The following is a 13,305-nucleotide window of genomic DNA, read 5'->3' as shown; positions in this document are numbered from 1 at the left end:
GCCTCTCTGCGCCGGTGTAACTCAAAGTTGTGTCACTCCCTCTTTCCTCTTTATCTTTCTCTTTCGTCAGGAACGGGCAGGGAGTTCCGAGAGAAGCGAGAAGCCTGACAAGAGGAAAGATAAAGAATAAAGAGGAAAGATTCCGGCGGTGACATCACTTTGAGTTGCACCCTCTCTGCGCGTGGCGCAAGTGCGCGGCTTTACTTTGATGCCCCATTTTGCTTGGCTGGCCCGTCATGTCCGCCGACTCCCACGCCAGCCATCCGACCAGTTCCTCCGCCGACGCGCCCGCGCCGGGCGATTTCATTCGCGACATCGTTGCGCAGGATCTCGCCGGGGGCCGGCACTCCCGGATCATCACCCGCTTTCCTCCCGAGCCCAACGGCTACCTCCACCTCGGCCATGCCAAATCCATCTGCCTGAACTTCGGCATCGCGCTCGAAAACAACGGACGCTGCAACCTCCGCATGGACGACACCAACCCCGCCAAGGAGGAGGTCGAATACGTCGAGTCCATCATTGCCGATGTCCGCTGGCTCATCGACGGCTGGGCGGACCACTGCCTCGGCCTCGTGCCCGCCGGCGCCAAGCCCGCCCGCTCCGACCGCGACGGCGCCGCGCCCGACTACCACGCCGCGCCCGCCGCACCCGGCGCCGCGGACACGGCGCCCTTCTTCGCCTCCGACTACTTCGACGCGCTCTACGCCTACGCCGAACAGCTCATCCTCAAAGGCAAAGCCTACGTCTGTGACCTCTCCCCCGAGGAGACCGACGCCTACCGCGGCGCTCCCGACCAGCCCGGCCGCCCCAGCCCCTGGCGCGACCGCATCATCGAGGAAAGTCTCGACCTCTTCCGCCGCATGCGCGCCGGCGAGTTCCCCGACGGCGCCCGCACCCTGCGCGCGAAGATCGACATGGCCTCGCCCAACGTCTGGCTGCGCGACCCGCTCCTCTACCGCATCCGCCACACCGCCCATCACCACGCCGGCGACGGCTGGTGCGTGTATCCGCTTTACGACTACGCGCACTGCCTCTCCGACTACATCGAGGGCATCACGCACTCGATCTGCACGCTCGAGTTCGTCCCCCACCGCCCGCTCTACGACTGGATTCTGGAGGCGCTCGGGCTGCCCCGCCCGCTCCCGCACCAATACGAGTTCGCGAAACTCAACCTCGCCTACACCCTCTTCAGCAAACGCCGCCTCCTGCGCCTCGTGCAGGAAAAGGTCGTCAGCGGCTGGGACGATCCCCGCATGCCCACGCTCAGCGGCATCCGCCGCCGCGGCGTGCCCGCCGCCGCCGTCCGCAATTTCGCGCGCGGCGTCGGCGTCACCAAATACGACGGCGTTACCGAGCTGCCCGTTTACGAAAACGCGATCCGCGACGAACTCAACCGCGTCGCGCACCGGCGCCTCGCCGTCCTTCGCCCGCTCAAGCTCACCCTCGCGAACATCGCCCCCGGCGAGACCATCGAGTGCGCCGCCACCAATCACCCCGGCGATCCCGCCCTCGGCGCCCGTCCCCTCGCGCTCACCCGCGAGGTTTACATCGAGGCCGACGACTTCGCCGAGGTTCCCCCGCCGAAATACCACCGCCTCAAGCCCGGCGGCGAGGTCCGCCTCAAATACGCCTGCATCATCAAGCTCGACGAGATCGTGAAGGACGCCGCGGGCAACATCACCGAGCTCCGCTGCACCGCCGACCTCGCCACCCGCAGCGGCCAGCCGGATTCCAACCGCAAGGTCAAAGGCACCATCCACTGGGTGAGCGCGCGCGACGCCGTCGACGCCGAGGTGCGCCTCTACGACCGCCTCTTCACCGTCCCCGAGCCCGGCGCCGACGACAACTATCTCGGCCACCTCAATCCCCATTCGGTCGAAGTCCTCACCGCCAAGCTCGAACCGTCCCTCAAGGACGCCGACGCGGAGACTCGCTACCAATTCGAACGCCTCGGTTACTTTGCGCTCGACCGCAAGGACAGCGCGCCCGGCCGGCCCGTCTTCAACCGCACGATCACGCTGAAGGACACATGGGCAAAGTGAGCCGCCGCCCCACGCTCTACCTCATCGCAGGCTGCAATGGTGCGGGCAAAACCACCTTCGCCAAAATTTTCCTCCCGAGCGAGGTCAAATGCCTGCGCTTCCTCAACGCCGATGAAATCGCCCGCGGCCTCTCCCCGCTCGCGCCCGCGCAAAGCGCGATAAAGGCGGGGCGCATTCTGCTGGAGGAAATTTCCGCCTGTCTGCAACGCAAAGAAACCTTTGCCCTCGAATCGACGCTCAGCGGGAAAACTTACATCAAACTTTTTCGGCGGGCGCTGGAGCTCGGCTACGAAATCGAGCTTCACTACCTCTGGCTTGCAACGCCGAAACAAGCCATCGCCCGCGTCCGCCGCCGCGTTTGCAAAGGAGGCCACGATGTCCCCAGCGATGACATAAAGCGGCGTTTTTTCCGCAGTCGCGGGCATCTGCTGGCGGATTATCTGCCACTCGCCACCCGCTGGGTGATTTGGAACAACACTCGAATTCCGTCGCGGCAACTCGCATCATCTATCTCGACAGATATTGATTCCGTCCGGAAACTACTCATCGCATGAAAACAAAAGCAGGCAAGGCCTCTGTGGCAAAACGTCAGGCATCATCCGAATTCATTGCCCGCGCCGAAAGGGCTTTCAAAAAAGTCGGACGACAAATTCGCGCCGAGGCCAGACGCGATGGCCTGAAACCATTGGTTTGGAAATCCTGATCGTTTGCGCCGTTTGCTTTTTTTGCGCTATCCTTGAACTTTCCGCAATTCCTCCCATGCCCCGCCTAAAAACCCTCCTTGAATCCCTCGCCGCCCGCCCGCTCCAATGCGACGGCGCGACCGGCACGCAACTCCAGCAACTCGGCCTCCGCCCCGGCGAGTCCTGCGAACGCTGGGTGCTCGACCAGCCCGAAAAAGTCCGCCTCGTCCACCGGCGCTATTTCGACGCGGGCGCCGACCTCCTTACCACCAATACCTTCGGCGGCACTGCCCTCGCGCTCGCCGCGCACGGCCTCGCGGAACGCGCCGCCGACATCAACCGCGCCGCCGTGCGCCTCGCCCGCGAGGTCGCCGGCGAACGCGCCTGGGTGCTCGGCGACATCGGCCCCTTCGGCGGCATCCTTGAACCCGTCGGCGAAACCACGCCCGACGCCGCGGCCGACGCCTTCCGCGCGCAAGCCGCCGCGCTGCTCGACGGCGGCGCCGACGCCATTCTGGTCGAGACCATGTCAGACCCCGCCGAGGCCGCGCTCGCCATCGCTGCCGCGCGCGAGGCGGGCGCGCGGCTTGTCATTGCCACGTATGCCTTTCAGCACACGCCGTCCGGATTCCGCACCATGATGGGCACCGATGCCCCCGCCGCCGTGCGGGCCGCGCTCGAGGCCGGGGCGGACATCGTCGGCGCCAATTGCGGCACGCAACTTTCCCTCGACGACTACGCCACGCTGTGCGCCCGGCTCGTTGCCGCCGCAAACGGAGCCCCCGTCATCGTGCAACCCAACGCCGGTTCCCCCGAGCGCGACGGCGACAGCATTGTTTATCACACGACCCCGGAGGCCTTCGCGGCAGCCGCGGCGCATTACCTCGCGCTCGGCGCGCGCATCGTCGGGGGTTGTTGCGGGACGACGCCCGCCCACATCGTGGCGTCCGCCCGCGGCGCCTTGGGCAAATGATACCAGGGCTTTTATAATATTTTCGATTAGAGCATTTTCGGTTTATTTTGTCGCATGTAGGGCGCGACCTTGCGTCGCGCCGCGGGCACTAAACCGGCCTGACACAAGGTCAGACCCTACGGGGACATGGTTTATTTGCGACAGAATAAATAGGAAATGCTCTAACATTGGCGCGGCAGTGTCGGTAGGGCGAAGCCTCCGGCTGAGCCGAGGCTCGGCGGGGATGCCTCGCCCTACCATTTGGGCCAATGTCGAGAGAAAATACTATACCAATAAGAATCCGGCTTTAGATGGAGGTCGTCCCTCCAAACCGCGTTCTGCCAAGGTGCCATTTCAGTTGGCAAATGGTATCTTCCGAAATTTTTCCGGGTTTCCGCGCTATTCGCCATCCGCCCGCGCGAAACGGGGAACTTGCTCCCCGGTCGGAAGCGCAACGGTGTCCATGAACATCGCGCGCGGACGCGCCCACAGGGTATTGTCACCCTCGACGGAACGATAGATCACGAGGATTTCCAGCGTCTCCGAATGCCGGGCGCAGCCCAGCACCTCGTATTCGTGGCCCTTGAAATGGCGGTAGCGCCCGGGGCGGGGTTCGGCGGGGAGCGGCGGCAAGGGTTCCACGGGCGGGGCGTCGGGGATGGCGGTGTCGGGAAAAAAAGGAAGACGATGGATGCGCATGCGGAGGCAGACAGGCGATTCCGCATCCCGTTTCCCGATGAGATTTATTTTTTGGCGGGGTCGGCCTTCTTGTCCGCATCCGCGGCGGGCGCGGACACGGTGAGGAGCGAGACGACTTCGTTGACGCCCTCGGTGTCGAGCGCGAGCGTGATGGCCCGGCCCACGAGCGCGGCGTCGGCGAGCGTGCCGGTGAGCGTGACCTTGCCCGCGTCGCAATCGACACTGATGCCGGCGGTGTCGAGGTCGCGGTCGAGCGTGTATTTCGCCTTGATGACCGCGATGATGCGGGCGTTGGAGACGCCGGCGGAAATCGCCGTCCCGGTGGATCGCGCCTTTTCGCGCACCACGCGCGAGGTTTTGGCGAGCTCTTCCTTGATGTCGGCCGGCGTGAGTTTCCACTCGACGAGTTTCTGCGCGACCGCGTCGCGCGCGGCGGCCGCGGTGTCGCGCGCATGCTCCATGACGGTGGGCTTGGCGGTGCCGGATGCGGCCGTGCCCGCGGACGAGCCGGAAGTGGCCGCGCTGCCGGAAGCCGTGGCCGTGCCGGATGAGGCGGCTTTGCCGGATGTGTCGGACGCGGTCGTTTTGTTCGAGGCGACGACGCGCGGCGGGGCGGCGTCCGCCCTGGCCTGGCGGAGGGGGCTGTAATAAAATCCGATCGCGCCAAGCGCGACACCGAGCAGAAAAACGAGCAGTGATGTTTTCATGGCGTGGGATTGGGATGAATGGGAAATAAATCCCATATTTGGGTTTCTGCCAAGTCTCGGGACACGATGCGGCCGGCGTCGGGTGCGATTGCAGGGAGCAGTGGGCAACGGAGCGGCGGCGGAGACTCCGCTGCTCTGTTACGGCCTCGCCCTATGCCACTTCCAAACCGAGAAAGGGGCTTTTTGTTGGAGGGCCGAGCTCCCGCGAGGCCGTCGCGGTTTCAGGCAACGTTTTTCGGCGACGGCCTCGCGGGAGCTCGGCCCTCCAAAAGTCCGAATCCGTTTCGTCCAAGGCGTTACGGATCCCGGGGCGGCGTCAGAATGTGTGCACGAACAGGCCGGAGCGGAGCTTGGGTTCGAACCACGTGCTTTTCGGCGGCATGATCTGGCCGGCGTCGGCGATGGCCATGAGCTGGTCCACCGTCACGGGATACATCGAAAACGCCACCGCGGCCTCGCCGCCGTCCACGCGTTTCACCAGTTCGCCGGTGCCGCGGATGCCGCCGACGAAGTCGATGCGCTTGCTTGTGCGCGGGTCGTCGATGCCGAGCACGGGCGCGAGCAGTTTTTCCTGGAGCACGCTCACGTCGAGTTGCGAGACGGGATCGGCGGCCGGGTCGGTTTGCCACGCGAGGCCGAACCATTTTCCGCCGAGATACATATTTACGTGCGCGGGCGCGGCGGGCTTGTCGGACGCGCTTTCGGTGACCGTGAAAACGGCGCGCACTTTTTTCAGGAACGCCTCGGACGCGAGGCCGTTGAGGTCGAGGACGAGGCGGTTGTAGGGGAGCACTTGCAGTTGCGACGCGGGGAAGATGGTGGCGAGAAACCAGTTGTAATCCTCCTCGCCGGTGTGGGCGGGGTTGGCCTCGCGGCGTTCGCGGCCCACGCGCGCGGCGCTGGCGCTGCGGTGGTGTCCGTCGGCCACGTAGGCGACGGGGATTTTGGCAAAGGCGTGTTCGAAGTCCGCGCCGCCGGCCACGCGCCAGACCGTGTGCTGGATGCCGTCGGGCGCGGTGAAGTCAAAGAGCGGCGCCTGCTTCACGGCGGCGTCGGCGAGGGCGTCGATTTCGGACGAGTCGCGGTAGGTGAGGAAAACCGGCTCGGGGTTGGCGCTGAGTTCGTGCGTGATGCGGGTGCGGTCGTCCTCCTTGTCGCGGCGGGTCTTCTCGTGTTTTTTGATGATGTCGCGGTTGTAGTCGTCGGTGTGGAAGACGGCCACGACGCCGGTCTGCTCGTGCGCGCCCATGCGGAGCTTGTAGAGGTAGATGCAGCGCCCGGGCTCGCGCTGGAGGATGCCTTTTTCCTGAAACGCGCGGAAGTTTTCCACCGCCTTGGCGTAAACCGGGTCCGAGTGCAGGTCGATGCCCGCGGGCAGGTCGATCTCGGGGCGGATGACGTGGAGCAGGCTGAGGGGATTGCCCTCGGCGAGCCTGGCGGCCTCCTGGCTGTTGATCACGTCGTAGGGGACGCAGGCGACTTGGGCGGCTTGGGCGGGTGACGGGCGGAGCCCTTGGAAGGAGCGGATGCGCATGGGAAAAAGGCCAAGGAATTAAACCGCCCCCGGCAAAGCTCAATGCAAAATGCGGGCGAGGGGTGACTTCGGGTGTAGCTCAAAGCAGTGATGTCACCCGCCGGAATCTTTCTCTTAATTCTTTATCTTTCCTCTTGTCAGGCTTCTCGCTTCGCTCGGAACTCCCTGCTCGTTCCTGACGAAAGAGAAAGAAGAAAGAATAAAGAGAAAGATGGAATGACATCACTGCTTTGGGACACCCCCCTTTGGCTTGTCCTTGGGGAGGCGTAATCAATGAGCACAGCTCTCGCGGGAGCCGTAGTTTGCGCTCCCTTGGCGGGCGACCGACAGGGGGACGCCGTGTTTGCCCGCGTAGAAGACTACGATTTCCACCGGGTCGTCGCCGTCGTTGCGGCCGCAGTGGTATTTGTCCACCAGTTCGATCAGGGCGTCGCCGGGTTTTAGCACCAGTTGTTTGCCGTCCTCGGAGATGACGGTCAGCGTGCCGGACAGGAGATAACCGGCATTGATGGAAGGATGTTTGTGCCAGGCCAGGGTGCCGTGCGGCGGGATGGTGACCTTGATGACGGTGATTTCCGGCTGGCCCGAAGGGTAGGCGGGCAGCGGGGTGCCGTCCCACATTTTTTCGGACTGGGCCAGTTTTTGCACTTCGACCGACGGCTTGACCTCAGCAAAGGCAGAAACGGCAAACAGGCAGATCAGGGGCAGCGACAGGTATTTCAGGGCAGTCATGTTACGCAGGATTGAGGGTGGAGAAAGCGAGGGACGGCGCGCAGGTTTCGCGTTTAAAATCAGCAATACCCAACCCGGTTGGTTTGCCCCCTAAAAGCCCTTTACTCTTTCTCGGACACGTCGGGGGTGTCTGTATCGCTTGGTTCGGCTCTACATGCAATTGAGGACAGCACGAGCGCGAGAATAAAGAGGGTTATCATTACCAAGTCGACGCGCACTCCCACAACGCTTTTTACATCCTCAATCGTCGAAGGGTAATGGGTAAAGTAGAATGAATACGCTACCGGATATGCCAACGGATGACCATGGTGGACCACACCGAGTGATCCGAGCACACTTCCAATGTAGACTAAGGCTGAGGACAGGTTTCGGAATCTGAGAAAGTGCAGAAGGATGCCTGCGAGTATTGCCAAACCAAGAGCCAACTGAATGACACGAATAGCCTGAACAAAGCCGACGTAGTCGCTGAAATGCCTGAAGAATCGAATGAAGTCTGGTGCGGCCGAAAGCACAAAAAGGCCGAGTAACAGGAGCACTACGGTTTGAGCCGATTTCATGGAGTATCTTTGCCAAACAAATTAGGCCAAACTGAGTTTGGCTTTTGCGGGGTGTTTCATTGGAGGTATCGTTGAATTAACCGCATGATAGTCAATACTGAGTTGGGTTCGGTTTAGTACTTGAAGCTAGCGGCTAAAAAACGGCCCGGCGCGCGCGAGGCGGCCGGGCCGGGGAACGGACGTTTTTTTTCGTGCGCGCTATGCTCAGTGCTTCACCGCGACGCGGGTACCTTTTGGCTGGCCGATGGCGGCGAGGGTCTCGGTGAACCAGATGACCCGTTTCTAACCTGTCCTTTATGCATGACGCGACCCGAAATAAGGTTAAAAGCACGCTTGCGCAAGGAGGGGCGGCATTCCGCCGCCCGACACGCGGAACGCGTGCCCATCGTCTCTCGATAAACCGCGCGCAAACGGGCGAGGCTTTCGCCTCGTCGAGCGGCGGGACGCCGCCCCTCCTTGCGCAAGCGTCTCTCTTAACTTAGCGCCATTCAGGCCTGACCCGGTTGGTTTGCCCTACTGGTTCGGCTTTATACTCAACGTGTGAAGTCTCCCTTAATGGGAAGGGCGCTCTTCGTGAAGTTTGGAATACCACGGTCGAACGGAATATTCGGGACAGTATACACGGTTCTCGGATAAACCGGCTCGGACGGGAGGAGTGGGCCGAGTAACTCAACCAATTCTGACGATTGGCCATTTTCTGCTTCGAAATACATCAGAACTCCGTCAGGATGTTTCCACATTCCAGAAAAAATCTTTTCTCTAGGGAGGTAGACCTTCGCTTGGTAACTCCGACCGTCCGACATAAAAAATGTGATGACCGCGTCATAGAATGGAGTATCCCAAGGAGTCCCCTCCTGCTTACGATCAATCTTGTCGAACAACCGAAATAGGCGAGATGCGGTTGCCTGATCTGCAATATTGTCGATTTTCGTGACTTTAAGGTTTGGGTGAATCCACTCGATTTTTGCGGACGATACTTTGGCTTTTGAGCAGCCACCCAACAGGAGGATCGATGTGAGCATGGCTAGTATGCTGCGCATGGGCGAATTTTTGCTTAACGATAGAGGTGAGCCGCGCGATTGCGAACAAAAAATGATGCCTCGGTTGCGTGCAAAAGCACCGAACAACGCGACGCCAGTCGCGTTGGCTCTGGTGCGTGGTTCGGCTCTTACTTTCTTAGCTTTCTCAAAAACCTCTTATACCAAGGAAGTCGCCAGTCGGGATGGTCAAACCACATAACCTCATACGAAAGCATAAGCTGCAATCGTGACATTCGCCCCATCATTTCGGGTGGCAGCGTAATCCAGTCAAACTCTCCCGTAATACCATGTGGATGCTGTGGTGTAATATGGAATAGTATATCAATCCACGGTTTATACTTCGGGTCTAACAAACGCAGCCTGTCTGAAAATTCTTCGATTTGGTCTATAGCATTTCAAATAAAGTTGTAACCTAAAGGGAGAGAGATAAGGAAGAGAGGATGAAGAAAGCGATATCGATGGATCTGAGAGAGAGGATAGTGGAGGCGTATGACGGGAAGGAGGGGAGCAGGGAAGAGGTGGCGAGGAGGTTCAAGGTGTCGTTGGAGCTGGTGAAGAAGCTGCTCAGGCAGAGGAAAAGGACGGGGGATTTGAGGCCGAGGTATAGGTATTGCGGGAGGAAGGCGAAGGTGCTGCCGGAGCATGGGCAGGCGTTGAAGCAACTGATCGCCCAAGAGCCGGAGCTGACGCTGGCGCAGATGAAGGAGCGGCTGGGGCTGGACTGCACGATTGGGGCGATCCACTGGGTGCTCAAGAAGATGGGGCTGACATATAAAAAAAGACGCTCCATGCGGCTGAGCAAAACCGGGCGGACATCGCGAAAGCGCGCCGCCGATGGAGACGCGGCCAAAGCGGGCTCGACCGGCCCGGCTGGTCTTTATCGACGAGTCGGCGGCCAAGACGAACATGACGCGCTTGCGCGGTCGCGCGCCCAAGGGCCAACGACTGGTCTGCCATGCCCCGCACGGGCATTGGGGCACCACCACGATGATCTCCTCGGTGCGGCTGGACGGCACCACCGCCTGCATGACCATCGAGGGTGCCACCAATACCGAGGTCTTCCAGTCCTATGTTCGCGAGATACTCGTGCCCACGCTTCGGCCCGCAGACATCGTCGTCATGGACAACCTTGGCGCCCACAAAAACGACCGGACGCTCGCCCTCATCGAACAAGCCGGCGCACAGGTCCGCTTCCTTCCCGCTTACTCTCCCGATCTCAACCCCATCGAAATGATGTGGAGCAAGGTCAAGGCCCTCCTTCGCAAGGCCCAGGCTCGCACCCACTCCGATCTGCTCAACGCCATCGCCTCGGCCTTGCTCGCCGTCTCCCCTCAGGATGCCCTCGGCTGGTTTTCCGCATGCGGTTATAACTTTATTTGAAATGCTATAGCAATGCATGAAGACGAACAACTGGCTGATTCGTAACATCCTTCTTCGAATCAAGCATCCATGTATAGTCAATACACGGCTCAAGCTCATCAGTGCTACCGCGCCGATAACCTCTAGATTCTCGGATAGTCGTCGGCGTAACGCGCAAACATTCTGAAACCTCTCTGCCTAAAGGTTCGAAAAGGGGTATCAGTAACGCAACATGAGAGTAGCGAATCATTCTTCTGCCAAACAGTGTTATTAAGCCAAACGAAGTTTGGCTTTTGCGGGGCGTTTCATGACGGGTATCGTCGCATTAACCTCATGATAGTCAATGCCGTTTTGGGTTTGACTCGGTCTTGAAAACTGGTGGCTAAAAAAACGGCCCGGCGCGCGTGAGGCGGCCGGGCCGGGGAACGGAGGTTTTTGCCGTGCGCGCTATGCTCAGTGCTTCACCGCGACGCGGGTACCTTTCGGCTGGCCGATGGCGGCGAGCGTCTCGGTGAACCAAGGGGTGTCTATATTAAACGGCTTGCCGCCCTTGATGCGCGGGAACTCGATGGCGCGGAGCACGCCGGCCTTGTCCTCGTCGTGGCCGATCACGCCGCTTTCGCGCCGGAGCGCGCATTCGACGGCGAGGTCGGTGCAGCTCTTGATCAGGCGCAGATCGTCGGTGTTGGCGGCGGCGGCGCGGGCGTAGTAACCGCTCTTTTGCACGAGGGTCTTTTCCGCGCCGATCATTTTCGCGAATTGCTCGCCGAACCATTTGCCGGGGTTGACGGCGTCGAGTTTCACGTGGCCGAAGGCGTCGCGGGGGACTTCCTGGCCCTTGGCCTGCATCTCGGCGACGATGGATTCCACGCCGGCGCCTTCGGAGATGAAGAGGTTGATGTTGTCCTGCTTGTCCATGAGGGACTTCAGGCGGGCGGCCTCGGCGGCGAGGTCGACGGCCATCTCGGGGATGTAGATGCCGTGGACTTCGAGGTTGGCGCGGGAGAGGCCGAGGCCGGGGGCGTAGTCCTGCGCGTCGAGGAGGCGGCGGTAGGCGCGGGCGGTGGCGGCGGTGAGCCAGCCGCAGTTGCGGCCCATGACTTCGTGGATGATGAGCATGCGCGGGTTCGCGCCGCCCTCGGCGACGACGTTCTGGAAATAGCGCGCGCCGTGCTCGGCGGCGGTCCAGGCGCCGAGGGACTGGCGGATGGGATAGACGTCGTTGTCGATGGTCTTCGGGAGGCCGATGACGGTGAGGCCGTAGTTGTTTTTCGCCAGGAAGGCGGCGAGGTCGGCGGCGGCGGTGTTGGTGTCGTCCCCGCCGATGGTGTGGAGGATGTCCACGCCGTCCTTGATGAGCTGGTCGGCGGCGACTTTTTGCGGGTCCTGGCCCTCCTTCACGAGGCCGCGTTTCACGCAGTCCTTGACGTTGGTGAGCTTGACGCGGCTGTTGCCGATGGGGCTGCCGCCGTGGCGGTGGAGGATGTGGGCCTGGGCGCGCTCGGCGGGGCCGATCTTGTAGCTGTCGCCGAGCAGGAGGCCCTTGTAGCCTCCGCGATAGGCGATGATTTCGATGTCGGGCGCGATCTCGGTGTAGCGCTCGATGAGTCCGCCGATGGCGGAGCTAAGGCAGGGGGCGAGTCCACCGGCGGTGAGAATCGCGACTTTCTTGGGACGGGTTGTGGATGTGGTCATGGTAGGAAATGAAGTTTAAGTTTTAAGTTTAAGTTGAAGTTGAGGGTGAGAGGGGAGTTTGAGGTGAAGCGTGGCGCGGCGGTGATGTGGTGGTTTGGGCTTCAACTTAAACTTGTGACTTAAACTGCCGCGGAGCGGCTTAGTTGTTGCCGTAGCCAAAGCCGATGCCCGCGCCGGCGCCGGCGCCGACGGATTCCTCGACCTCGGTTTCCTCGGGCGGGAGTTCGTCCAGCGGGGCGAAGCGTTCCGAGGTGAAACCGAGTTCCTGCCGGCCGGCGTGAAACGGATCGGGCGGGTTGCGCAGTTCCTCCAGCAGCAGGCCGACGGTGGCGGACTCGCCGCCTTTCACGACTTTCTCGCGGCCGAGGAACACTTCGCGAATGGTGTAGGTTTCACCCTTGACCGGGAGTTGCGTGTAGATTGCCCGGATGAAGTCCTTGAAGGTATCGTTGATGCAGACGACTTTCTGGCCCTTGACCATGGTGAATGTGAAAAGACGCCCAAATTGACGGTTCGAGGGCGCGAGTGCAAGCGGGAGAGTGGGGCATTCTGGCGGGTATTTCCGCGGGGTTGTTCCCTTGGCTTGCCTGTGGAGGGCGGGCGGGTTTGCCTAGACGGTTTCGATTCATGATATCAGTGCTCGATGGTCAGCCGGGCGGTTCCGGCAAAAAGAAATCTGCGGAGAAAGTTTTCTCCCTGCTCGTCACGGTGCGCGATTGCCAGCCGTCGATCTGGCGCCGCCTGCTCGTGCGCGAATCCATGTGGCTGAGCCAGCTGCACGACGCGCTCCAGGTGGCGCTCGACTGGTATGATTACCAGACGCACTGTTTCACCATCGACGACATGCGCCTCGGCAATCCGGTGCGGGTCGAGGGGCAGGCGATCGACGACGACCGCGATGCCACGCTCGTCGATCTCGACCTCGGCGCGCGCGGGGCGTTTCTCTACGAATACTTTTTCGGCGAGGGCTGGCGCGTGGACATCAAGGTCGAGAAGACGCTCGCGTCGGAGAAAAGCGTCACTTATCCGGCCTGCATCGCCGGCGAACGCGCGGGGCCGCCCGAGGATTGCGGCGGCGTGGAGGCGTATCACGACATGCTCGCCTGCATCAAGGAGCCGCACACCGACATCGGACGCGAGTGGATCGAATGGCTCGGCCCGGACTATGATTCCGAGCGTTGCGACCTCGCCAAGATCAACGAGGCGCTGAAATCGCTGCGAAAATAGGAGGCGTCCGGCGGCGGGCTGGGGCTGGAGATTTGAACCCGGGTGCCCGCGATTGGCGGTTTGGGTGGCACGGGCGGC

General features: G+C 61.7%; 16 protein-coding genes. 7 read left to right on the top strand and 9 right to left on the bottom strand.

The window, feature by feature from the left end:
* The first annotated feature begins 236 nt into the window (after positions 1 to 236).
* From glnS to OH491_RS11520, 4 genes are read left to right on the top strand one after another with little or no spacing between them, the layout of a single operon-like run.
* Positions 237 to 2,042 (top strand): glutamine--tRNA ligase, encoded by a 1,806-nt coding sequence (glnS, locus tag OH491_RS11535; protein WP_068771273.1) that lies wholly within the window; start codon positions 237 to 239, stop codon positions 2,040 to 2,042.
* On the top strand, positions 2,030 to 2,596 hold the full coding sequence (locus OH491_RS11530) for a zeta toxin family protein (RefSeq protein WP_068771274.1): 567 nt from the start codon (positions 2,030 to 2,032) through the stop codon (positions 2,594 to 2,596). Before glnS ends, OH491_RS11530 begins: the two co-directional genes overlap by 13 nt.
* Complete coding sequence (locus OH491_RS11525) at positions 2,593 to 2,745, top strand: hypothetical protein (protein WP_334319458.1); 153 nt, start codon at positions 2,593 to 2,595, stop codon at positions 2,743 to 2,745. Before OH491_RS11530 ends, OH491_RS11525 begins: the two co-directional genes overlap by 4 nt.
* Before the next feature lie 56 nt (positions 2,746 to 2,801).
* Positions 2,802 to 3,698 carry a homocysteine S-methyltransferase family protein gene (locus tag OH491_RS11520; RefSeq protein ID WP_068771275.1) on the top strand — a complete coding sequence of 299 codons (897 nt, stop codon included), beginning with the start codon at positions 2,802 to 2,804 and terminating at the stop codon, positions 3,696 to 3,698.
* A gap of 378 nt (positions 3,699 to 4,076) precedes the next feature.
* On the opposite strand, the gene OH491_RS11515 is transcribed toward OH491_RS11520, so the two are convergent.
* From OH491_RS11515 to OH491_RS11490, 6 genes are all read right to left on the bottom strand, one after another.
* A complete protein-coding gene (locus OH491_RS11515) occupies positions 4,077 to 4,376 on the bottom strand; it encodes a DUF1653 domain-containing protein (RefSeq protein ID WP_084442359.1) in 300 nt (99 codons plus the stop codon).
* A gap of 44 nt (positions 4,377 to 4,420) precedes the next feature.
* A complete protein-coding gene (locus OH491_RS11510) occupies positions 4,421 to 5,083 on the bottom strand; it encodes a BON domain-containing protein (protein WP_068771276.1) in 663 nt (220 codons plus the stop codon).
* 316 nt (positions 5,084 to 5,399) lie between these two features.
* Complete coding sequence (locus tag OH491_RS11505) at positions 5,400 to 6,617, bottom strand: DUF1015 domain-containing protein (RefSeq protein ID WP_342751026.1); 1,218 nt, start codon at positions 6,615 to 6,617, stop codon at positions 5,400 to 5,402.
* Positions 6,618 to 6,887: 270 nt separating this feature from the next.
* The gene (locus tag OH491_RS11500) at positions 6,888 to 7,349 is read right to left on the bottom strand and encodes a cupin domain-containing protein (protein WP_084442361.1); all 462 of its coding nucleotides are present in this window, start codon (positions 7,347 to 7,349) and stop codon (positions 6,888 to 6,890) included.
* 101 nt (positions 7,350 to 7,450) lie between these two features.
* Positions 7,451 to 7,906 carry a hypothetical protein gene (locus OH491_RS11495; RefSeq protein ID WP_068771278.1) on the bottom strand — a complete coding sequence of 152 codons (456 nt, stop codon included), beginning with the start codon at positions 7,904 to 7,906 and terminating at the stop codon, positions 7,451 to 7,453.
* Positions 7,907 to 8,439: 533 nt separating this feature from the next.
* The gene (locus tag OH491_RS11490; RefSeq protein ID WP_145928905.1) at positions 8,440 to 8,928 is read right to left on the bottom strand and encodes a hypothetical protein; all 489 of its coding nucleotides are present in this window, start codon (positions 8,926 to 8,928) and stop codon (positions 8,440 to 8,442) included.
* Here OH491_RS11490 and OH491_RS11485 point away from each other — a divergent pair.
* The gene (locus tag OH491_RS11485) at positions 8,927 to 9,145 is read left to right on the top strand and encodes a hypothetical protein (RefSeq protein WP_145928906.1); all 219 of its coding nucleotides are present in this window, start codon (positions 8,927 to 8,929) and stop codon (positions 9,143 to 9,145) included. The two genes, OH491_RS11490 and OH491_RS11485, sit on opposite strands and share 2 nt — an antisense overlap.
* 213 nt (positions 9,146 to 9,358) lie before the next feature.
* On the opposite strand, the gene OH491_RS11480 is transcribed toward OH491_RS11485, so the two are convergent.
* Complete coding sequence (locus OH491_RS11480; protein WP_342751025.1) at positions 9,359 to 9,700, bottom strand: hypothetical protein; 342 nt, start codon at positions 9,698 to 9,700, stop codon at positions 9,359 to 9,361.
* A gap of 80 nt (positions 9,701 to 9,780) precedes the next feature.
* Between OH491_RS11480 and OH491_RS11475 the strand changes: the two genes are divergently transcribed.
* On the top strand, positions 9,781 to 10,326 hold the full coding sequence (locus OH491_RS11475) for an IS630 family transposase (protein WP_342751024.1): 546 nt from the start codon (positions 9,781 to 9,783) through the stop codon (positions 10,324 to 10,326).
* Between the two features lie 432 nt (positions 10,327 to 10,758).
* Here the strand turns inward: OH491_RS11475 and OH491_RS11470 are convergent, their stop codons facing one another.
* On the bottom strand, positions 10,759 to 12,000 hold the full coding sequence (locus OH491_RS11470; RefSeq protein ID WP_068771282.1) for a pyrophosphate--fructose-6-phosphate 1-phosphotransferase: 1,242 nt from the start codon (positions 11,998 to 12,000) through the stop codon (positions 10,759 to 10,761).
* A gap of 139 nt (positions 12,001 to 12,139) precedes the next feature.
* A complete protein-coding gene (locus tag OH491_RS11465) occupies positions 12,140 to 12,481 on the bottom strand; it encodes a hypothetical protein (protein WP_068771283.1) in 342 nt (113 codons plus the stop codon).
* A 146-nt stretch (positions 12,482 to 12,627) separates the two neighbouring features.
* Between OH491_RS11465 and OH491_RS11460 the strand changes: the two genes are divergently transcribed.
* Positions 12,628 to 13,227, top strand: coding sequence for a plasmid pRiA4b ORF-3 family protein (locus tag OH491_RS11460; protein ID WP_084442362.1), 600 nt, complete (start codon positions 12,628 to 12,630; stop codon positions 13,225 to 13,227).
* Positions 13,228 to 13,305: the final 78 nt, after the last annotated feature.

Origin of the sequence: Termitidicoccus mucosus (genome assembly GCF_038725785.1) — a bacterium.
Taxonomy (GTDB): domain Bacteria; phylum Verrucomicrobiota; class Verrucomicrobiia; order Opitutales; family Opitutaceae; genus Termitidicoccus; species Termitidicoccus mucosus.
This window is presented reverse-complemented; position numbering and strand designations above follow the sequence as displayed.

Excerpts from the sequence above, each read along its gene's own strand:
- OH491_RS11520 (WP_068771275.1), top strand. The coding sequence starts at position 2,802 with ATGCCCCGCCTAAAAACCCTCCTTGAATCCCTCGCCGCCCGCCCGCTC.
- OH491_RS11460 (WP_084442362.1), top strand. The coding sequence starts at position 12,628 with ATGATATCAGTGCTCGATGGTCAGCCGGGCGGTTCCGGCAAAAAGAAA.
- OH491_RS11485 (WP_145928906.1), top strand. The coding sequence starts at position 8,927 with ATGGCTAGTATGCTGCGCATGGGCGAATTTTTGCTTAACGATAGAGGT.
- OH491_RS11500 (WP_084442361.1), bottom strand. The coding sequence starts at position 7,349 with ATGACTGCCCTGAAATACCTGTCGCTGCCCCTGATCTGCCTGTTTGCC.
- OH491_RS11510 (WP_068771276.1), bottom strand. The coding sequence starts at position 5,083 with ATGAAAACATCACTGCTCGTTTTTCTGCTCGGTGTCGCGCTTGGCGCG.
- OH491_RS11515 (WP_084442359.1), bottom strand. The coding sequence starts at position 4,376 with ATGCGCATCCATCGTCTTCCTTTTTTTCCCGACACCGCCATCCCCGAC.
- OH491_RS11495 (WP_068771278.1), bottom strand. The coding sequence starts at position 7,906 with ATGAAATCGGCTCAAACCGTAGTGCTCCTGTTACTCGGCCTTTTTGTG.
- OH491_RS11530 (WP_068771274.1), top strand. The coding sequence starts at position 2,030 with ATGGGCAAAGTGAGCCGCCGCCCCACGCTCTACCTCATCGCAGGCTGC.
- OH491_RS11465 (WP_068771283.1), bottom strand. The coding sequence starts at position 12,481 with ATGGTCAAGGGCCAGAAAGTCGTCTGCATCAACGATACCTTCAAGGAC.
- OH491_RS11475 (WP_342751024.1), top strand. The coding sequence starts at position 9,781 with ATGGAGACGCGGCCAAAGCGGGCTCGACCGGCCCGGCTGGTCTTTATC.
- OH491_RS11470 (WP_068771282.1), bottom strand. The coding sequence starts at position 12,000 with ATGACCACATCCACAACCCGTCCCAAGAAAGTCGCGATTCTCACCGCC.
- OH491_RS11490 (WP_145928905.1), bottom strand. The coding sequence starts at position 8,928 with ATGCTCACATCGATCCTCCTGTTGGGTGGCTGCTCAAAAGCCAAAGTA.
- glnS (WP_068771273.1), top strand. The coding sequence starts at position 237 with ATGTCCGCCGACTCCCACGCCAGCCATCCGACCAGTTCCTCCGCCGAC.
- OH491_RS11525 (WP_334319458.1), top strand. The coding sequence starts at position 2,593 with ATGAAAACAAAAGCAGGCAAGGCCTCTGTGGCAAAACGTCAGGCATCA.
- OH491_RS11505 (WP_342751026.1), bottom strand. The coding sequence starts at position 6,617 with ATGCGCATCCGCTCCTTCCAAGGGCTCCGCCCGTCACCCGCCCAAGCC.